Annotated in this window: 16 protein-coding genes and 1 tRNA gene; 10 read left to right on the top strand and 7 right to left on the bottom strand. The window is 70.3% G+C overall.

What is annotated here, in order from left to right; translation table 11 throughout:
• Positions 1 to 124: 124 nt before the first annotated feature.
• Positions 125 to 370, bottom strand: a complete 246-nt coding sequence (locus tag O7632_RS27185) for a mycoredoxin (RefSeq protein WP_278118380.1) — start codon at positions 368 to 370, stop codon at positions 125 to 127.
• Between the two features lie 205 nt (positions 371 to 575).
• On the opposite strand from O7632_RS27185, the gene O7632_RS27180 reads away from it, so the two are divergent.
• The 4 genes from O7632_RS27180 to O7632_RS27165 all read left to right on the top strand — a co-directional run bounded on the left by O7632_RS27180 (position 576) and on the right by O7632_RS27165 (position 4,117).
• Entirely contained in the window at positions 576 to 2,789 is a 2,214-nt protein-coding gene (locus tag O7632_RS27180) for an ATP-dependent DNA helicase UvrD2 (protein ID WP_278120432.1), read from the top strand.
• 103 nt (positions 2,790 to 2,892) lie between these two features.
• A complete protein-coding gene (locus O7632_RS27175; protein WP_278118379.1) occupies positions 2,893 to 3,345 on the top strand; it encodes a hypothetical protein in 453 nt (150 codons plus the stop codon).
• A gap of 150 nt (positions 3,346 to 3,495) precedes the next feature.
• Positions 3,496 to 3,885 (top strand): WhiB family transcriptional regulator, encoded by a 390-nt coding sequence (locus tag O7632_RS27170; RefSeq protein WP_278120429.1) that lies wholly within the window; start codon positions 3,496 to 3,498, stop codon positions 3,883 to 3,885.
• A gap of 1 nt (position 3,886) precedes the next feature.
• Positions 3,887 to 4,117, top strand: coding sequence for a hypothetical protein (locus O7632_RS27165; RefSeq protein ID WP_278118378.1), 231 nt, complete (start codon positions 3,887 to 3,889; stop codon positions 4,115 to 4,117).
• Between the two features lie 197 nt (positions 4,118 to 4,314).
• Here O7632_RS27165 and O7632_RS27160 read toward each other — a convergent pair whose 3' ends face one another.
• The 3 genes from O7632_RS27160 to O7632_RS27150 form a co-directional block, all read right to left on the bottom strand.
• Entirely contained in the window at positions 4,315 to 5,643 is a 1,329-nt protein-coding gene (locus O7632_RS27160) for an AarF/ABC1/UbiB kinase family protein (protein WP_278118377.1), read from the bottom strand.
• A 10-nt stretch (positions 5,644 to 5,653) separates the two neighbouring features.
• Positions 5,654 to 6,709, bottom strand: a complete 1,056-nt coding sequence (locus tag O7632_RS27155; protein WP_278118376.1) for a hypothetical protein — start codon at positions 6,707 to 6,709, stop codon at positions 5,654 to 5,656.
• A 249-nt stretch (positions 6,710 to 6,958) separates the two neighbouring features.
• On the bottom strand, positions 6,959 to 7,126 hold the full coding sequence (locus O7632_RS27150) for a DUF5679 domain-containing protein (RefSeq protein WP_233606684.1): 168 nt from the start codon (positions 7,124 to 7,126) through the stop codon (positions 6,959 to 6,961).
• A gap of 480 nt (positions 7,127 to 7,606) precedes the next feature.
• On the opposite strand from O7632_RS27150, the gene O7632_RS27145 reads away from it, so the two are divergent.
• Both O7632_RS27145 and O7632_RS27140 read left to right on the top strand, forming a co-directional pair.
• Positions 7,607 to 8,137: a M48 family metallopeptidase gene (locus O7632_RS27145; protein ID WP_278118375.1), complete on the top strand. Its 531-nt coding sequence runs from the start codon at positions 7,607 to 7,609 to the stop codon at positions 8,135 to 8,137.
• Positions 8,138 to 8,171: 34 nt separating this feature from the next.
• A complete protein-coding gene (locus tag O7632_RS27140) occupies positions 8,172 to 8,768 on the top strand; it encodes a hypothetical protein (RefSeq protein WP_278118374.1) in 597 nt (198 codons plus the stop codon).
• Between the two features lie 88 nt (positions 8,769 to 8,856).
• On the opposite strand, the gene O7632_RS27135 is transcribed toward O7632_RS27140, so the two are convergent.
• Entirely contained in the window at positions 8,857 to 10,104 is a 1,248-nt protein-coding gene (locus O7632_RS27135; protein ID WP_278118373.1) for a zinc-dependent metalloprotease, read from the bottom strand.
• A gap of 163 nt (positions 10,105 to 10,267) precedes the next feature.
• Between O7632_RS27135 and O7632_RS27130 the strand changes: the two genes are divergently transcribed.
• The 3 genes from O7632_RS27130 to O7632_RS27120 all read left to right on the top strand — a co-directional run bounded on the left by O7632_RS27130 (position 10,268) and on the right by O7632_RS27120 (position 14,606).
• Positions 10,268 to 11,293, top strand: a complete 1,026-nt coding sequence (locus O7632_RS27130) for a PDZ domain-containing protein (RefSeq protein WP_278118372.1) — start codon at positions 10,268 to 10,270, stop codon at positions 11,291 to 11,293.
• Between the two features lie 179 nt (positions 11,294 to 11,472).
• Positions 11,473 to 14,466, top strand: a complete 2,994-nt coding sequence (locus O7632_RS27125) for a UPF0182 family protein (protein WP_278118371.1) — start codon at positions 11,473 to 11,475, stop codon at positions 14,464 to 14,466.
• A 63-nt stretch (positions 14,467 to 14,529) separates the two neighbouring features.
• Positions 14,530 to 14,606, top strand: a tRNA-Met gene (locus tag O7632_RS27120).
• A gap of 236 nt (positions 14,607 to 14,842) precedes the next feature.
• Here O7632_RS27120 and O7632_RS27115 read toward each other — a convergent pair.
• A complete protein-coding gene (locus O7632_RS27115) occupies positions 14,843 to 16,912 on the bottom strand; it encodes a glycosyltransferase family 2 protein (RefSeq protein ID WP_278118370.1) in 2,070 nt (689 codons plus the stop codon).
• Positions 16,913 to 17,076: 164 nt separating this feature from the next.
• On the opposite strand from O7632_RS27115, the gene O7632_RS27110 reads away from it, so the two are divergent.
• Positions 17,077 to 18,168, top strand: coding sequence for a glycoside hydrolase family 6 protein (locus O7632_RS27110; protein ID WP_278118369.1), 1,092 nt, complete (start codon positions 17,077 to 17,079; stop codon positions 18,166 to 18,168).
• Positions 18,169 to 18,232: 64 nt separating this feature from the next.
• Here the strand turns inward: O7632_RS27110 and O7632_RS27105 are convergent, their stop codons facing one another.
• Positions 18,233 to 20,236, bottom strand: a complete 2,004-nt coding sequence (locus tag O7632_RS27105; RefSeq protein ID WP_278118368.1) for a kelch motif-containing protein — start codon at positions 20,234 to 20,236, stop codon at positions 18,233 to 18,235.
• Positions 20,237 to 20,259 lie beyond the last annotated feature (23 nt).

Here is a 20,259-nt window from a genome sequence, read left to right as displayed (position 1 = left end):
AGCGGCGACGTGTGTCGCGGCCCGAAACAGTATGGCCCCGATCTCGTGTCAGTGGGGCCCCCGCACCGGGCGTGTTTGCCCAAATGCGACCTCGCGTGGCGGCGCGACGGACCGTGAGTGCGACTCAGTTACCGGCGATGCTGGCGAGACGCTGACGAACTTGAGCAATATTCGGGTTGGTCAATGCCGAACCGTCCGGAAATCGTACTGTCGGGACCGTCTGGTTGCCGCCGTTGACCTCCATCACATAGGCCGCCGCGTTCTCGTCCCGTTCGATGTCGATCACCTCGTACGGAATCTGCTCCCGATCGAACTGGGACTTGAGCCGGTGGCAGTAACCGCACCACGTGGTCGAATACATGGTCAACATCGTCTGGGTCCTCCCAGGAACTCGGGCACCTGGCGGTGCGGGTGGGTGCTCCGTCGCGCCGGTGCCGGTACGGCGGACGGCCCGGTCGTCGCCGCCGGGCTAGCCGGTGCAACGTCCGGCACGGCTGCGATGATTCCTAGCTGTGGCGGCGGACATCAGCTCAGTCTCAGGCTCAGACCAGGACTCAGGCCCAGCGCGTACCGAGATCGCCCGGGTGCTCGCTGGGCTCGACCCGGAGCAGCGTACGGCGGTCACCGCGGCCGCGGTGCCGGTCTGCGTCCTGGCCGGTGCCGGTACCGGGAAGACCCGGGCGATCACCAGTCGGATCGCCTACCGGGTCCTGTCGGGCCAGATCGTCGCCCGGCACGTCCTGGCGGTCACCTTCACCGCGCGGGCGGCCGCGCAGTTGCGCGCCCGGCTCGGCGAACTCGGCGTGGCGGGGGTCCAGGCCCGCACGTTCCACGCCGCCGCGTTGCGCCAGGTCCGCTACTTCGCGCCCCGACTGCTCGGCGGTCGGGAGATGCCCGAGCTGCTCGACAGCAAGATCAGACTGGTCACCCTTGCCGCCGGTCGGCTCGGCGTACGGACCGATCGGGCCGCCGCCCGCGACCTCGCCGGCGAGATCGAGTGGGCCAAGTCGTCGCTGGTCGAGCCGGGTGAGTACGCGGTGGCGGCGGCGAAGGCGATGCGGGAGACACCGCACGAGCCGGCCAGGGTCGCCGAGGTGTTCGCCGCGTACGAGCAGGTCAAGCGGGCCAACGGGGTGATCGATTTCGAGGACGTGCTCCGGGCGGCGATCTGGGGCATCGAAGACCACCCCGACGTCGCCGAGCAGGTCCGCGCCCAGTACCGGCACTTCGTGGTCGACGAGTACCAGGACGTCAACCCGCTGCAGCAGCGCCTGCTCGACGCCTGGCTGGGTGGCCGCGACGACCTGACCGTGGTCGGCGACGCCAGCCAGACGATCTATTCGTTCACCGGGGCCACCTCGGCCTACCTGGTCGATTTTCCGCACCGGCACCGCGACTCGGTGGTGGTCCGGCTGGTCCGCGACTACCGTTCGACTCCGCAGGTGGTCGGCTTGGCCAACGCGGTGATCCGGCAGGCCCGGGGGGCCGAGGCGCGGTTGCGTCTGGAACTGGTCGGACAACGTCCGGCTGGTCCGGAGCCGGAGGTCCGGATCTTCACCGACGAGCCGGCCGAGGCGACGGCGGTCGCGGCCCGGTGCGCCGAGCTGATCGCCGCCGGCACGCCCGCCCAGGAGATCGCGGTGCTGTTCCGCACCAACGCGCAGTCCGAGGCGTACGAGAAGGCGTTGGCCGAAGCCGAGGTGCCGTACGTGGTGCAGGGGGCGGAGCGGTTCTTCGAACGGGCCGAGATTCGTCAGGCGATGGTGGCGTTGCGGGCCGCAGTCCGTTCGACGCCGGGGGAGACCCCGCTGGTCGAGGCGGTGGTGGCCGGGCTGGGCGCGGTGGGTTGGGCTCCCGGCCAGCCACCGGCCGGTGGCGCGGTCCGGGAACGTTGGGAGGCGCTGGCCGCGCTGGTGCAACTGGCCGAGGAGTTCGGTGCCGAGCCGCTGCTGGTGCCGGTCGGCGAGGCAGCGGTCAGCGAGCGGGCGGTGTCGTTGGCGGATTTCTGCGCCGAGTTGCAGCGTCGGGCGGCGGCGCAACACGTCCCGACGGTGTCCGGGGTGACCCTGGCGTCGCTGCACTCGGCCAAGGGGCTGGAGTGGGACGCGGTGTTCCTGGTCGGCCTCGCCGACGGCACGTTGCCGACGCCGTACGCGCGCAGCGCCGAGCAGCTGGAGGAGGAACGTCGGCTGCTCTACGTCGGGGTGACCCGGGCCCGGCAGTGGCTCTGGTTGTCCTACGGCACCGCTCGTTCGCCGGGCGGTCGTAACCGTCGTCCCTGCCGTTTCCTGCCTCAGCTGGACCGTTCCGACGGCGCGGCGGGACGAGCCGGTGGCACCGGCAGGGGGGGCACCGGCAGGGGGGGCACCGATCCAGCGAGTGGTGCGGCGCAGCGTCGCCGGGGACAGCCGATCTCGTGTCGGGTCTGCGGGACGACGTTGCTCGCCGGGGTCGACCGCAAGCTCGGCCGGTGCGCCACCTGCCCGTCGGATCTGGACGAGGAGCTGTTCGACCGGCTTCGGACCTGGCGGGGTCGGCTGGCCGGGGATCAGCGGGTGCCGGCGTACGTGGTCTTCACCGACGCCACTCTGGTGGCGATCGCCGAACGGCGGCCACGGACCGACGCCGAGCTGCTCGCGATCGCCGGGATCGGCCCGCGCAAGCTGGGCCTTTACGGCCGGGACGTGTGCGCGTTGGTGGACGGCACGGCAGTAGATGATCTTGACTGGAAAAAAAGTTCGGAATCCGACCCGGAAAATGGTTTGCCAGCGTCCGGCGACGGGGCTTAGCCTCAGGTCACACCTCGCGGGCAGTGGGCGTTCTCGCTGCTCGACTGGGGTGAAACGGTTGTTAGTGACGAGTCACGACGAGTTCAGGCAGGAGGTGTCGACGATGGAGATCTACACGATTCCAGAGCTGTCGACGCTGCGTGCTGCCTGCGCTCCGACGGTCGGTGGCTATCGGGTCACCGTCGCGCCGACCACCGTCGTGTCCGCCGGCCAGCCGACCGAGGCGCACCAGGTTCCAGCCGAGCCGACCACCGGGACCCACCAGGTTCGGGTCCAGGCCGGGTCGACCGGGGCGCACCAGGTCCAGGTCGCGCCGACTCACCAGCTCCGGCCCACCTTCGCCGCACTGCGGGCAGACGTGTCTGTCCCGTCGTCGGCGCCGGCTGGGCAGGCTCCGGTGACCTCGGCATGGCAGCAGCGGCGGCGTGGCATGGCCGTGGTGGCGGCCAGCGCCGGCAACAGCTCTGAGGGCAGCCTCCGCACGATGATCCCGACGGTCAAGAAGCCGTTCCTGGATGCTGCCCGCGGTGTTCCACCTCGAGGAAGGCCGGTCTGACCAACAGACCAACCGGCTCACCTCGAGGCCGCGGAACCCGCAACCGGGATCCGCGGCCTTAGTTTTTGCGCCCGCACAGGTACGAACAAGTCGGAAGCGATCCACAAGATCGAAGCGAAAGAAAGAGGTGACCGGGCTATGAGTCTGGCGTTGGCCACACTCGAGCGCGTCTGGAAGCCGGGTTGCCGGCCGGCCGCGACGGGCCAGTCGGAGGTTGTGGCAGACCTACCGTGTCGGAAGTTCGACCCTGACCTGTGGTTCTCCGACTCCCCGACGGAGTTGGAGCTGGCCAAGTCGCTCTGCGTGGACTGTCCACTGCGGGTGGAGTGCCTGGCCGGCGCGGTCGAGCGGGCCGAGCCCTGGGGCGTCTGGGGCGGCGAGATCTTCGAGCGGGGCGCGGTGGTGCCGCGCAAGCGGCCGCGTGGCCGCCCCCGTAAGGAGGACCTCGCGCGCGACGCCGCCCTGCAGGGCGAGGTCGAGGCGCGGTTGGCGGCCGACGGCGTCGCCGGCACCCGCCGGGCCGTCCGGTTGGCGGCCTGACATGCGTACGACCACGACGATCGCCGGTCAGGTACCGGCGCTGACCACCACCATCACCACACAGACCGTCACTACCGGAGAAATCGCCATGAACTTACTGCACGAAGCGTTGTCCCGGGTCCGAATGCAATCGCCTCAGGCCGGCGACACGCGTACTGAGGCAACCCGATCCGCCCGTACCATCGCGATGCAGGCCCGGCAGCGCTGGGCCCGTGAGCTGGGCGGGCGCTGACCGACGGATCCCGGCCACCCGCCGGACCGTCAGCGTTCACCTGACCATCCATCCCTTCGACCATCCAGCTACTGACAGCGGCGCGGGCCGCAGGGGCAGACATCGCCCCTGCGGCCCGCGCCGCTGTCGCCGTCGCTGTGCAACGGCGGTGGTACGGGACGAGGTCGCGGCCAGCCCCGGCCGGATCGACCCGGCGGTCAGCCGGCCGGGACGAACCCGGGCAGCCAGCGTTGCACGATCCGCCGGTACGGGGCCCGGGCCTCCAGCTGGCTCAGTACCCCGATCGAGCCGAGGGTGACCCGATGGATCAGCAGGTACGACGGCGGCAGGTTGAGCTGGCGGCTCAGCTGGTAGGCCGGGGATTTCGGGCTGGCCAGCCGGGTCGCCTCGTCGCGCAGCCACTTGCGGCTGAACTGGAACTCCTCCACCGCCAACGGCTCCAGCATCGGCAGCAGGAAGTCGAGCACCGCCGGCGCGTCGATCGGATCGTCCGGCTTGATGAAGCCCTCGTCACGGAGCCCGGTGACGACCGCGTCGGCGTCGCCCGCCAAGGCCAGCCGGACCAGCCGGCCGATCGGCTCGGGGTGCCCGTCGGGCAGCCGGGCCACCGCCCCGAAGTCGACCACCCCGAGGCGGCCGTCGGGGAGCAGCCGGAAGTTGCCCGGATGCGGGTCGGCGTGCAGCAGCCCGGCGCGGGCCGGCGCGGAGAAGTGCAGGACGGCCATCAGCTCGCCGGCCCGGTTCCGGTCGTCAGCCGTACCATCGTTGATGATCTTGGAAAGGGGGACGCCGTCGAGCCATTCGGTGACCAGCACCCGGGGCGCCGAGGCCAGCACCGCCGGCACCCGGATCTGCTCGTCGTCTGCGTACGCCGTGGCGAAGGCCCGCTGTGACCGCGCCTCCAGTTCGTAGTCGAGCTCCTCGGCGAGCCGGTCCCGCAGCTCGGCGAGGAGCGGCTTGATGTCCAGGCCGGGCTGGATCGCCCGGAACATCGTGCTGAGCCGGGCCAGTTGCTTGAGATCGGCCAGCAGCGCCTCGCCGGCACCGGGATACTGCACCTTGACGGCGACGTCGCGGCCCGCGCCGGACTCGTCCCGCCAGACCGCCTTGTGCACCTGTCCGATGCTGGCGGCGGCGGCCGGATGGTCGTCGAACTCGACGAACGTGTCCCGCCACCGCTCCCCGAGCTGGTCGGCGAGCACCTTGTGCACGCTGCCGGCGGGCAGCGGCGGTGCCGCCTCCTGCAGCTTGGTCAACGCCTGCCGGTACGGGGCGGCCAGCTCGTCCGGCAGGGCCGCCTCGAACACCGACAGCGCCTGCCCGGCCTTCATCGCACCGCCCTTGAGCTGGCCGAGCACGCTGAACAGCTGCTCGGCGGTGCGTTCCTGGATCTCGGTGGAGATGACGTCGGAAGCGAGTCCGGTGACCCGCTTACCCAGGCCCAGGACGGTACGGCCGGCGAAGCCGAGTGGCAACGCGGCGAGCTTGGCGGTCCTGGACACGGCCCAGCGCGGGATATCGGTCACTCGGCCATTGTTACCGACGATCGCGTACGGTGACCCCTCCCTGAGGGTGGCTCATACCACGCTGCGGGTTTCGCCTTCGGCGGCAGCGGCAGTCGGGATGGGCCGACCAGGCCCGCCGACGCAGCTGGGCCGGTGCGCGCACCTCGACCGCCGATCCGATCGTCTCCGGGCTCCCGCCGTCGACGAAGGTGAGGATCTCGGCTGCCGCGATGCTCGCCGCCGCCAACAGGGTGGCCGCGTCGCAGGTGACCGCCGGGCCGATCGTCGACAGTTGGGCGGCAAGCTGTGGCCAACCGGGGTCGCGGTCACGTCTGTGCAGGTCGAGACAGTTGAGGCAGGGCGTGCCGTTGGCCGGTACGAGGGGTCCGACGACCGGTGTCCGGCCCCGGATGTCGATCATGATGTGAGCCTGTCGGTGCTGGGCGTAGCTCGCCGCGATCAGATTGGCCGGTCGGTCCGCGCCGAGGAGGACGACCAGGGTCGCCTGACCTCGCCGTACCGGTCCGGTCGCCGTCCCGGGCGCGGCCACGGCGACCGCCTGGGCGATCGCGGCCCGGTCGACCGGCGGGTCGTCCATGGCGAGGCCGACATGGCCGACGCCGGCCTCGGCGACGGTCACGGCGAGCGGTCGGGCGAGTCGACCCCGGCCGGTCAGCACGATCCGGGCGGCGGCGCGTCGGCGCAGGATCTGGGCCGGGGTGGCGCCGGTCTCCCGGCCGCGCAGGGCCAGCGCGGCGGCCTCGGTGCTCAGCCGTAGCCGGGCCGGTTCCGGAAGGTTGGCCGGGAGCAGGGTGTGCGCACCGACGATCAGTCCGCTGTCCTGCAAGGTGTCGAGCAGTTGCTCGGCCTGGCCTTGGGGGACGCCGAGCCGGGCGGCCTGGTCGAGGACCGCGCGGCGGGGGCGGCTGCCGTCGAGCAGGTCGAGCAGTCGCGTGATCGCCGGATCGGCGACTTCCAGCAGTACGGCGTGCGCCGGGTCGGCACCGAGCTGGAGCGTGTGCGGGTCTCGCCAGAGCCGAGGTACGCCGGGCAGGAGAGTGGGCCGGAGCAGCGGATTCCTAGTCATGAGTGACAGACTGTCACCGTATCGAAACCGTGTTTGGCTCGTTATCCACAGCTACGATGCCGTCTCCGCTGGGTTATCCACAGAACTCGGTGAGTTATCCACAACCGGCGGGTAACTCTGTCGGGCCCAGGACATGACCGAGCGTGGCGAGGTGTGCGTCGGCCGGGCGTGGCGAGGTGTGCGTCGGCCGGGCGCCTTCCCGGACGCGGGAAGGGGCGGCCGGAGCCGCCCCTTCCCGCGTCGTCGGGGTCAGACCTTGGCCTTGCCCAAGATCCGGTTCACTGTTGTGCCGCAGACTGGGCACTTGCCCTTGGCCATGTTCATGCCGGTCTTCGACACCTCGACGGTGCCCTCGAAATCCCGCTTCTCCTTGCACTTCACGCAGTAACCGTTGTAGGTCTGGGCCTGGTCGGCCACGGTGCCCTCCTCGTCTCCCGCGCCGGGCGGTTTCGTCCCGGCGCGCACCGGCGTCGCGGTCGCCGTCGCGCCGCGCGCTGGGATTTTCTCCGCGGCCACTTGTTGACCGCCGGTCCGCGGACCCTACCCAGGACTGGGCGGTTCCATGTCAACAATTCGTCGACACTGTGAGTAAGTCGACGTCGAGAGTGTGCATGCCGGAATACGTCGGATAAGTCAGATTCGCAGTGACACGCCGGTAGAAGATCCCCAGGTCGCCCCTCGGGGTGGATCGAAGATGAAAAGTTCTTCGTGATCGCCTACGGTGATCGAGGACGACTCGGGCGCGGTGGATCGCGGCTGAGCGGTGATTTTTTTCCCGACATCAGGCCCCAAAAAGGGCGATTCGGGCGGGCTGTCCGGTGTTGCCTCTTGCGTTCCCCTGGTCAGTACGCATTAGCGTGCCATCGTGAGCGAAACCCGGGGCTGCGCGGGCCACTAATGGCCGGGGCGCGCAAGCCAGTCGTCGAGGTGCGGCGCAGCCAGCGCCGACGCCGGACGGTGTCCGCCTATCGCGAGGGCGAGCGGGTCGTCATCCTCATCCCGGACCAGTTCTCCCGGGCCGAGGAGAGCGAGTGGGTCGACCGGATGCTCGCCCGGCTGGCCGCCCGCGAGGAACGCCTCCGCCGCTCCGACAGCGAGCTCGTCGGCCGGGCCAAGCGCCTGATCGACCGCTACCTGCCGGAACACGGCCGGGTCGCGGTGCCGGCCAGCGTACGGTGGGTCACCAACCAGAACAGTCGCTGGGGGTCGTGCACGCCGGCCGACCGGACGATCCGGATCTCGCACCGCATGCAGGAGATGCCGGACTGGGTGATCGACTACGTACTGCTGCACGAGTTGGCGCACCTGATCGTGCCGAGCCACAACGCCCGGTTCTGGGAACTCGTCGGCCGCTACCCCAAGGCCGAGCGGGCCCGAGGCTATCTGGAAGGGGTCGCGGCGGCCACCGGATTCGTCCTCGCCGACTGACGGAGCAGCACGCCGCTGCACTAGAGTCGGGCGGATGCGACGTGCGGTGGTGATCCTGCTCAACCCGGTCGACTGGGCACCACCCGGCACCCCGCTGCCGACCTGGCGGGCCGCGCTCGCCGAGGACCTGGTCGACCTGCTGGCCACCCTCAACCAGATCGAACCGGCGCTCGCCGGGATCGCACCGGACCTGCCGCTGGGCCGGTCGGTCGCCTGGCCGGGCATGCCGATCTACCAGCTGCCGGAGCTCTCGGTCAACGCCGCGCTCGACGCCGCCCACGCCGAGGGCTTCGACCAGGCCGCTGTGCTGGCCGCCGACGCCCCGGACCTGCCCGGACTGCTGGTGGGCAAACTGCTGCGGCCGTTGACCACCCGGCCGCTGGCGGTGGCACCGGCCGGCCCACCCGGTACGGGCCTGTTGGGCGTCGCCGCCCGGCTGCCGGCACCCGAATGGCTCCCGGCGCTGGACCTGGAGGCCGACGCGCACACGGTCCAGTCGGCGGCCCCCCGCCGGGGCGCGGTCGCACTCACCCCCGCCTGGCGGCGGATCCGCGGACCGGCCGACCTGTCGACCCTCGACCCGGCGGTCGAAGGCTGGGACACCACCCGTGCCCTGCTGAGCGGCGTCTGACGGGACCAGCCCGCCGGTCGCGGCGTCGAAGGGACCAGCCCGTGCCGAACCAGGGCGCACCAGCGCACCGGACCAGGCGGCGCCGGACTCAGCTGGTCGGCGGGTCGGGCGTGGTCGGCGGGTCGTCGAAGTCGATGTCGCCGAGGTCGAAGTCGTCCCGCGCGCGGGCGAACGCGTCCGGATCGGCGAAGTCTTCGTCCGAGGGAAGTAGATCCGGGTGACTCCAGAGCGCGTCCCGGCCCTCCACCCCCCGGTGTGTGGTGAGCGCGGTCCACAGCGCCGCCGCCTCCCGCAGCCGCCGGGGTCGCAGCTCCAGCCCGACCAACGCGGCGAAGGTCTGCTCCGCCGGCCCGCCGGCCGCCCGCCGCCGCCGGAACGCCTCGGCGAGTTTGAGCCCGTTCGGCAGCCGGTCAGCCGAGGCGCTGTCCACCACGTGGCACACCCAGCCCTCGATCAGCGCCAACGCGGTCTCCAACCGGGCCAGCGACGACTTCTGCGCCGGGGTGTCCTCCGGCGTGAAGATCCCCTCCAGGGCGATCTCCTGCATTGACTCCGGGTTCATCGGGTCGACCCGACCCAACGCCTCCTCGATCGCCTCGCGGTTGACGGTGATCCCGGCGGCGTAGGTCTCCACCGCTGTTAACACATGTCCCCGCAGCCACGGCACGTGCTCGAAGAGCCGCTGGTGGGCGGCCTCCCGAAGCGCCACGTAGAGGCGGACCTCCTCCTCGGGCAGTTCCAGGCCCGAGCCGTACGCCCGGATGTTCGCCGGCACCAGCGCGGCCGTGCCCGCCGGTCCCAGCGGTAGCCCGATGTCGCCGGCCGAGAGAACCTCGGTGGCCAACGAGCCGAGCGCCTGGCCGAGCTGCCCGCCGAACAACGCACCACCGAGGGTGGTCATCATCGCGTGCATCGGACCCAGCTGGCTGCGCGCCTCCGGTGGGACCAGGTCACCCATGGCACCCACCATCCGCCCCGCCACCGGGTCGCACAGCTTGCGCCAGACGTCCAACGTCCGATAGATCCACTCGTTGCGGTTCCACGCCACCGAGGTACGGATCCCCGACGGCAACGATGAGGACGACTCCAGCCACAGGTCGGCCACCCGCAGCGCCTCTTCGACGGTGTGCCACTCGTGCGGGTTGACCGCTGGGTCACCCTCGGCGGCGAGTTGACTGGCGGCGACCTGCCGGGCCAGGTCCCAGTTGACCGGCCCGCTACCCGGGGCGGCGAGCATCTGCTGCAGCTGCACCATGAACTGCTGCATCTGATTCGGGTCGTTGGGGTCCGGCGGCTGGCCACCGGGGATCTGGAAGCCGAACGGGATATCAGGCACGCCCCAACGGTACGCGGACCTGTGGCCCTGTCGCTGGTGGGCGCGTTCCGCTCAGCGCGAAGTCAGTGGTCGTCCCGGCCGGTCCATGGGTGGACGGCCGGTCCACGGATGGACCCGACCGGGACGACGTCACCCCGACGGCGCGGATCGGTACGCTCGGCTCATGAGACGTCGCGGTGTCACGGTCATCCTCGGCGCGCTGCTCACCGCTCTGCTCGCCTACGGTGTCTTCGCCGCCCCGGTGCCGTACGTGGTGCTCGGCCCCGGCCCGACGGTCGACACACTCGGCAGCGCCGACGGATCCGAGGTCATCCAGATCTCCGGCACCGAAACCTCGGCTTCCGCCGGCCAGTTGCGGTTGACCACCGTCGGCGTACGGCCGAACGTCGGGCTGCGGGAGGCGGTCGCCGGCTGGCTCAGCGACTCCGAGGCGGTCGTGCCCTACGACGTGATCTACCCGCCGGGGCAGACCCAGGAGGAGGTCGAGGAGCGCAACGCCGAGGATTTCGCCGCCTCGCAGACCACCGCCGAGACAGCCGCGCTCCGGCAGCTCGGCTATCCCGTACAGGTGGTGGTGCGGGCGGTCACCCCGGACGGCCCTTCGGTCGGGCTGCTGCGGGCCGACGACGTGATCACCTCCGTCGACGGTACGCCGATCGGCTCGGCCACCGAGCTGACCGAACTGATCCGGGCCCGGCCGCCGGGCACCACGCTCACCGTCGAATACCTGCGGCAGGATCAGCCGGGCAGCACGCCGATCACGACCGAGGCGACCGACGGCGGTCCGCCCCGGATCGGGATCGAGATCACCGAGGCGCAGCCGCGCCCGTTCGAACTCACCATCGACCTGGACGAGATCGGCGGCCCGAGCGCGGGTCTGATGTTCGCCCTCGGCATCATCGACAAGCTCGAACCGGAAGATCTGACCGGCGGCAAGATCATCGCGGGGACGGGGACCATCGACAACGACGGCAACGTCGGCGCGATCGGCGGGATCCCGCAGAAGCTGGTCGGCGCCAAGTCGGCCGGCGCGGTGGCGTTCCTCGTCCCGGCGGCCAACTGCGCCGAGGCCACCGCGAACGCCGTGGAGGACCTGCCGCTGCTGCGGGTCGCCACACTCGACGAGGCGCTCGACGCGTTGGAGACGTTGCGCACCGGTGGCGAACCGGCGCTGTGCGGCAGCGACTGAGCACCGCTGGCGCTGTGCGGCAGCGGCCGAGCACCGCCGGAGGCGACACGGACCAGGGCCGGCGTCGACTCCGACCCTGGTGCGTTTCGACCTCAACCGTGGTGTTGGTGGACACACCCCGTAGTCTTGGTGCCTGATCGCCAGGGGATCACACCGAACGTGCGGAGCCGATAGTGGTCATGCGTAGTAGTCCAATGCCCGGAATGAGTCGACGGGGCCGCGTCACGGTCGGCGTACTCGTCGGGATCTTTCTCGTGTTCACTCTGCTCGGCTGGGGGGTGAACGCCTGGACCGACTGGTTGTGGTTCGAGGAGGTCGATTACACGCAGGTCTTCACCGGCGTGCTGGTCACGCGGGGGCTGCTGTTCGCCGCGGTCGGCCTGGCGATGGCGCTGGTCATCGGCGGCAACCTGTGGCTCGCCTACCGGCTGCGGCCCAACCTGCGGCCGCACTCCCCGGAACAGGTCAGCCTGGAGCGCTACCGGATGCTGCTGACCCCGCGAATCGGCATGTGGATCGCCTTGGCGGCAGCCGTCGTCGGTGTCTTCGCCGGGCTGTCGGCGCAGAGCCGCTGGAGTCAGTGGCTACTGTTCCGCAACTCGCAGGAGTTCGGCGTCACCGACCCGGAGTTCGGCGTCGACATCGGGTTCTACGTCTTCCAGTACCCGTTCCTGCGCTACGTACTCGGACTGGCGTTCACCGCCGTGGTGCTGTCGGTCATCGGGGCGCTGGCCGTGCACTACATCTACGGCGGCGTACGGCTGCAGGGCATCGGCGACCGGATGACCACCGCCGCCCGCGCCCACCTCACCACCCTGGTCGCCGTCTTCGTGCTGTTCAAGGCGGTCGCCTACGTGCTGGACCGGCGCGGCATGCTGCTGGAGTACAACGAGCAGGCGCGCATCTACGGTGCCGGCTACGCCGACATCAACGCGCTGCTGCCGGCCAAGGAGATCCTCGCGTACATCTCGATCGTGGTGGCGATCGCGATCATCGTCTTCTCCAACGCCGTCATGCGGAACCTGGTCTGGCCAGGCATCTCGCTGGCGCTGCTCGGCATCTCGGCGGTGGCGATCGGTGGCATCTACCCGTGGGCGGTGCAGACCTTCGAGGTCAACCCGAGCCTGCGGGACAAGGAGTCGGCATTCATCGAACGCGGCATCGTCGCCACCCGGGAGGCGTTCGGGCTGGACATCAGCCAGATGACGCCGTACCCGGCGACGAACCTGACCCCGCCGGACAGCCTGGCCACCGACACCGCCGTGGTGCCCAACATCCGGCTGCTGGATCCACAGTTGGTCTCCGAGACCTACACCCAGCTGCAGCAGGTCCGGGGCTTCTACGACTTCGGCACCAAGCTCGACATCGACCGCTACACGATCGACGACCAGACCCAGGACTACGTCGTCGGCATGCGGGAGATCAACTACGGTGAGCTGACCGAACAGCAGAGCAACTGGATCAACCGTCACACGGTCTTCACCCACGGGTACGGGATGGTCGGCGCCCCGGCCAACCGGGTGGTCTGCGGCGGGCAGCCGTACTTCGTCTCCGGCTTCCTCGGCGACCAGGCCCAGGAGCAGTGTTCGTCGGCCACCGAGGAGATCCCGGTCGAGCAGCCGCGGATCTACTTCGGCGAGCAGATGGACGGCACCGACTACGCGATCGTCGGCTCGCCGGGCGACACCAACGTCGAGTTCGACCGGCCGACCTCCAGCGGTGGCGAGCAGTACTACACCTACACCGGTGAAGGCGGTGTCGAGGTCGGTTCGTTCGGCCGCAAGCTGCTGTACGCGATCAAGGAACAGGAGACCAACTTCCTGCTCTCCGAGGCGGTCAACGAGAACTCCAAGCTGCTCTACATCCGTAACCCGCGCGACCGGGTGGAGAAGGTCGCGCCGTTCCTCACCCTGGACGGCGACCCGTACCCGGCGGTGGTCGACGGGCGCATCCAGTGGATCGTGGACGGCTACACCACCTCGGCCACCTATCCGTACTCGGAGCGGGTCAACCTGCAGGTGGAGACCGCCGACGAGCTGACCGGCCAGGGCACCTTCGTGCTGGCCCGGGAGAACGTCAACTACATCCGCAACTCGGTCAAGGCCACCGTGGACGCCTACGACGGCACGGTACGGCTCTACGAGTTCGACGAGAACGACCCCGTCCTCAAGGCGTGGAACGCGGCCTTCGGCGGCGACCTGGTGACTCCGAAGGCGGAGATCCCGCCGGCCCTGCTGGAGCACCTGCGCTACCCGGCCGACCTGTTCAAGGTGCAGCGCAACCTGCTGGCCCGCTACCACGTCACCAACCCGGCCGAGTTCTTCTCCGGACAGGACTTCTGGGAGGTGCCGAACGTCCCGGACGCACCGGACACCGGGGTCAAGCAGCCGCCGTACTACCTGCTGACCCAGTTGCCGGAGCAGGACGAGCCACGTTTCCAGCTGACCTCGGCGGTGACCCCGGCCGGCCGACAGAACCTGGCCGCGTTGATCTCCGGTTCGTACGTCGACGGTGAGCCGCAGCTGCAGGTCCTGGAGTTGCCGGACCAGACGGCGATCTCCGGCCCGGTTCAGGTCCACCAGCGGATGACCAACAACGCCGCGATCCGTCAGCAGCTCAACCTGCTGTCCTCCAACCAGGCCCAGGTGCAGTACGGCAACCTGCTGTCGCTGCCGTTCGGCAACGGCATGCTCTACGTCGAGCCGGTGTACGTGAAGAGCAACCAGACCAACGCGTACCCGCTGCTGCAGCGGGTGCTGCTCTCCTACGGCGACGGCGGCTCGTACGTGGTGCTGGCCAACAGCGTGCAGGACGGCATCCGGCAGCTGATCGAGCAGGGCCAGCAGGGCGGTGCGCCGACGACCCCACCGGAGGGCGAGGGCGAAGGTGAGGGCGAGGATCCGGGTGGTACGCCGAGCCCGACGACCCCGCCGCCGACGACGCCGACCGATCCGGGCCTGGTCACGCCCGAACTGGCGGCGGCCGCCGCCGAGGTCAGCGCCGCGATCGACGAGGCCCGCGCCGCGCAGGCCGCGGGTGACTTCCAGCGGTACGGCGATGCACTGGCCCGGCTCGACGCCGCGATGACGGCCTTCCAACAGGCCCAGCAGGCGGCCGGGGTCGGTGGCGCGGCGCCACCGGCGGTCGACCCCAGTCCGTCTCCGGGCGGCTGATCCAGGCAGTTCGGGGGTCGTTTTGCGGCGGGCTGACGCAATGCGCTAGTGTTAACGCATCGCCGCGGGGTGGAGCAGCTCGGTAGCTCGCTGGGCTCATAACCCAGAGGTCGCAGGTTCAAATCCTGTCCCCGCTACCACGGTGAACGGCCCGCCAGGGATTCCCTGGCGGGCCGTTTCGCGTCTGCAACGGGGAACACGCGACGCCGCCTGGAAGCCGGGGACCCATAGTCGTTTTCTCGCTGATCCCGCAGCGGGATCATGATCCCCTCAGGGGATCAGGCCAGATCGCACTATCCCTTCGGGGGCGGCACCGCCTTCGGGCGCACCGCCAGGCCGTGCTCACGTCGTGGCACGCGCGCGCCGTTTCCGTGCCTCATGCGGGGCTGATTTGGCCGCCGTCCTGTCCGCGGTCCCGTCCGCCGTCCTGTTCGACGGCCGGCGGCCCGGCCTGTCGGGGTACCTCGATTCTGGGCAGGATCAAGGTCGCCGACACGTCGTCGTGCTGTTGCCCGGCCGCCCGGCTCGCCAGGTGCGCGTCGAGTAGCTCGCGGGGGATCTCCATGGTGATGTCGCCGGCGTGATCGGGCGTACGGGCTTCCCAGGGCGGTACGGCCAGCGGCCGTCGCGCCCGGTCGCCGACCCCAGCGCCCGCGACGCCGCCGCCACCGGGCTCGGTACCCGGCGACCCCGCCGACCCCGACCCCGCCGTCGATGTCTCCGCCGCCGCGAGCCGCTGCGGGTGCCGGTCGCGACGCCACAGCACGACCGGCGCCAGGCAGATCAGCAGCGCCACCACCGGCCAGAGCAGCGACGGCAGGCTCGCGTAGTCCCGTACGAACGACACGACGACCGCCACCGTCAACACCGCCATCCAGCCCAGGTGTGCCCGGAACGTGTAGAAGCCGTCGCTGCTGCTCCGCGCCCCTTTCGGGGTGACCACGAAGCGGGCCGGGCGGCGCAACACCGTACTGACCAGCTGCCCGGCGTAGATCGGCGCGGAGATGATCGACATCAGCATGCCCTTGAGCCCTCGCGACCCCGGCGGCTCGTACGGGCTGACGTTGTACCGCCGGTTGTGCAGGTAGAGCCAGAGCGAGAAGGCGGTCGCGTCGGTGTAGAGGGCGAACCAGATCTGCGGCGAGATGTTCATCCCACTGACCCCGAGCGCCAGGAACAGCAGCGCGTTGACGATGCCGAGCAGCCAGGCGACCGCCATCGACGGATAGAACGTGGTGATCAGCGTGTAGTGCAGCATCCCGCCGGCCGACAGACGCGGAAAGCGCAGCCAGTAGCGGCCGGACAACAGCTCGAAGGTGCCCCGTGACCAGCGCCGCTGCTGCGAGAAGTAGTCGCTCCAGCTCGACGGCCCGTCTCCGGCGGACAACACGTCCGGGGTGTAGACCGACTTCCACCGCCGACCGGTACGCGGGTTGCGGGCGGTGTGCAGGGCCAGACCGGTCGCCATGTCCTCGGTGATCGAGTCGCTGAGCCCGCCGACGCCGCGCAGCGCGCTGATCCGTACCGCGTTGTTGGTGCCGACCAGCATCGCGGTGCCGTACGAGTTGGCCGCCCGCTGGATGACGCTGTGGAACGGGAACTGCTGCGACTCCGCCGCCCGGGTGACGAACGCCTCACCGTTCTTGTAGCACTGCGGCCCGACGACGTACGCCACGTCGGGGTCGCGGAAGTAGCCGAGGATCCGTTCGGCGAAGTTGGCCAGCGGCACGTGATCGGGGTCGACGGAGAGGAACACGTCGTAGTCGTCGCCGTGCGCGTCGACCCAGGCGTTGTAGTTGCCGTGTTTGGTCCGCGCCTTGAACGGCCCGCGTCGCTGGTTATAGCGTTCCACCCCATTGCGGGTGAAATGTCGGATGCCGAGTTCGTCACAGACCGCCTTGACCTCGTCGTCGTCGCCTTCGTCCAGCAGCCAGATGTCGAAGACGCCCCGGTGCCGGATCCGTTTGGCGGCTCGCAGCGTGTCCCGTACCACGGCGATCGGTTCCTTGCTCGGCACGATCGTGGTCAGGAACGCGACCCGCAGGCCGGGCTGCGGGGTGACCGGGATCGGGTCCCGGGCGATCACCGAGGCCAACGACAGCGACAGTACGTTGACCAGGCGCAACGCCTCGACGATGGCGATCGAGCAGATGACGAAGATGTTGGCGAACCGGGCGATCTCGGCGACGGGCCCCGGATTGGTGTCGGCGAAGTGGCCCGGCTGCAGCAGCCAGACGAAGAAGAAGATCTCGAAGCAGACGTTGAGCAGCGCGATGGCCACCGCTCCGACGATCTGCCGGTTGCCGTACACCCGGTGCATGCTGCGGTAGCGCACCCGGTACGGCTGGTCGGCCGGTGGCGCGGTGAGCGGCCCGGCGATCCGGCTGAACGATTCCAGCCGGGCCCAGGAACGCCCGTACACCGGAATGTCGAATGGTTCGGCCACCTGACACAGCCCCGTCGTCGCGTCACCCGATCACGCCGGCCGCACAGTCGGCTACCGGCAGTACCGCGCGATCGTACGGCACCACGAATCCCGCTCAGGATCGGCCGGTTGAGCTAATCTCAGCCGTGCCCGAGACCTGCGACGACGGAGAAGGAGCGGTGCTGGTGCCCGCACTACCCCGGTCGGCTGTCACCGTACTGTCCCTGTCGGTGTCCGTCGCGGCGGCGCTGCTGGCGGCGGGCTGCGGCACCGACCCGGCGCCGGGCGACCGGCAACCGCCGCTGGGCGCGCCCGGCGGCGTCGCTTCCACCGCCACCCCGCCGGGGCAGGCGGATACGTCGGTCCCGGTGGCCCTGGCCGGCGCGCCGCTGTTCGTGGACCCGACCGGAGCCGCTGCCGACCAGGTCAGGCTCTGGCAGGCGGCCGGGCAGGCGGAGCAGGCCGACCAGCTGCGGCGGATCAGCGAGCAGCCGATGGCGGTCTGGATCACCAGTAGTACCGCCCAGGTGGCGGCGGACGTCGACGCGGCGCTGACCCGGGCGGCCACCTCCGGCGGGATGCCGGTGCTGGTGGCGTACCACATCCCGGACCGCGACTGCGGCAGCTTCAGCGGCGGTGGCGCGGTCGACGGCGGCGACTACCAGGCCTGGATTCGTCAGTTCGCGGCCGGGATCGCCGGTCGCCCGGTCACGGTGATCGTCGAACCGGACGCGGTGGCGCACAGTTTGGACAGTTGCGGTGCCGCCGGTGCCGGGGGTGCCCGGCTGGAGCTGCTGGCCGAGGCGGTCGCCGTCCTGAAGCAGACCGGCACCGCGCAGGTGTATCTCGACGCCGGGCATCCGCGCTGGATCAGCGACCTGGGGCGGTTGGCCGACGCGTTGCGGCAGGCCGGGATCGACCAGGCCGACGGCTTCGCGCTCAACGTCTCCAACTTCATCGGTACGGCGGAGAACGTCGAGTACGGTCACCGTCTCTCCGACGCGCTCGGTGGGCGTACCCGGTTCGTGATCGACACCAGCCGCAACGGCGCGGGACCGGCCGACGGCGCCAGCGTGGCCGGCGGGCCGGCCTGGTGCAATCCGCCGGGCCGCCGGCTCGGCGAGACCCCGACGACCACGCCGGGCCTGGACCGGGTGGACGCGCTGCTGTGGATCAAACGGCCGGGTGAGTCGGACGGCGACTGCCGCCCGGGTGAACCGCCGGCCGGCCAGTGGTGGCCGGAGTACGCCCTGCAACTGGCCGCCCAGGCCGGCTGAGTGTCCGGACGCGGCGGTGGCCGGGCCGGCTGAGGAGCGCCGACCCGGCCACCGCCGGCCAGCCTCAGTTCACCAGCACCGGTACGCCGACCGACGGCACTCCGTCGGCGTCGACGGCGAACAGCAGGTACGGCCCGGGCAGCAGGATCGTCGCCTCGGTCGGCACGGTCAGCTCCAGGCCGCCCGCCGTGACGGTGAAGTCGACCGCCACCGACCGCTGCTCGTTGTTGAGCATGTGGGTGGCGGCGCCGGGGCGGATCAGCCGTACCGTCTCGATCCGGTCCGCGTCGGGACTGCTGACGGTGATCCGCTCGCCGTGGGTGACCTGCTCCGGTACGCCGCCGATCAGCGGCCGCTCACCCCGGAACAGGTACGGCGGCGAGTACAGCTCCAGCCGTTGTTCGAATTCGCCGCTGATGCTGTTCTTGGCGTCGCGGAACAGCGGATCGGAGCCGACGGTCAGCACCCGGCCGTCGGGCAGCAGCAGCGCCGCCGCGTGATAGTTGCGGCCGATCCGGGGGTCGGCGGCGACCGCCAGGGTGTCGGTGTCCGGGTGGTAGATCCGGGCGGTGTGGTTGTCGGTGTCGCCGCGTCCTCGGTAGTCGCGGGAACCGTTGGTGATCAGCACGGTGTCGTCGGGCAGCTGCACCAGGTTGGGGTAGCGGGTGCCTTCGGGCAGGTCCGGTCCGGGGGTGAAACGGGGTGCGGCGGCGTCCAGGTCGATCAGGTCGATCCGGTCGGTGGACAGTTCGGATTCGCCGATGCCGCCACCGCCGACGACCATGATCCGCTGCTCCTGCACCGGCCCGACCCAGGCGCTCATGCTGGTTTCCAGCTGGTCGGTGTCGCGTAGCCCGTCGACCTCGGTGAAGCTGTTGTCGGACAGGTCCCAGAAGCCGGGGTCGCGGCCCTGGTCGTCGGGGCCGTAGCCGGCGTTGGAACCGGAGTAGAACAGCAGATCCGGTTCGGCGGTCTGGAACAGGCTCGGATAAGTGGGGAAGTAGCGCTCCAGATCGGGGCGCAGCGTCCAGCTCTTGGTCGCCGGGTCGTACATCTCGTTCTGTGACCCGTCGAGGACCTTGCCGCCGCCGTCGAGCCCGGAGACGGTCAGCACCTGGCCGTCGGGCAAGCCGGTCAACGTCGGATACCACCGCTTCTCGTGCATGTCGTCGACCCGTTCGTAGCGTTCGGTCCACGGGTCGAACTCGTACGCGTCGGCCAGGCCCTGGTAGTCCTGCTTCTCCATGGTGATCGACTCGGCGAGGCCGTAGATGTTCTGCGCGTCGCTGCCGGCCAGGCCCTGCAGCCGGTACTGGGTCTGCTCGCCGATGAGGTAGTCGTCGCCGAAACCGGCGGCGTCGACCCAGACGGCGGTTTCGCTGGCGGTGACGGTGACCCGCTCGGCCGGATGGTCGGCGTCGGCGTGCTCGGCGTACTCCGGGTCGTAGTCCGGGTCGCCGGGTTCGATCAGTTCGACGGTCTTGGTGGCCGGTGGTACGACGAAATCGTTGGCGGCGGTGTAGCGCCGGCCGTCCGGGGCGACGAATTCGGTGCCGGCGACGAAGGCCCGGGGCGCGCCTTCGGGGGATTCGTTCTTGACCACCATGGTGCCGCCGGCCCGCTCGACGTCTTCTTCGAGGACTTCGTAGCGCAGCGTCCCGCCGGCGACGAGCAGTTTGCCGTCGGGCAGGAACGAATGCCCGGCGCAGAACACGTCCGCCGGGGTAGGGACGAGTTCGGTGTCGCCGCTGGCCGGGTCGAACAACAGCGTCTTGAAGGTGCCGGCGTCGAACTGTTCGCGGTCGTTGCCGGAGCCGGCGATCAGCAGCACCTTGCCAGTGGGCAGCAGCGCGGCGTGGATGGCGTTGACCCGCTGGTCCTCGGGTAGCTCCAGCACCTGCCAGTAGCCGTGTTCCCGCTGGTATTCGATGCTGTTGAGGGTGCGTTCGTGCAGCCAGCCGCTGGTGAAGTCGTAGATCGGTGGGACGTTGGCGCCCAGCAGGATCGACACCCCGACCACGGGCAGCACGACACGCTGCCGGAAGGCAGCTGCGGAAGGCAGGTTCACCCGCAGCACCATAGCGGTGTCGG

This window comes from Solwaraspora sp. WMMD406 (assembly GCF_029626025.1).
Classification (GTDB): Bacteria; Actinomycetota; Actinomycetes; order Mycobacteriales; family Micromonosporaceae; genus Micromonospora_E.
Note: the sequence above shows the minus strand (reverse complement) of the source record. Positions and strands in the feature narration are given on the sequence as shown.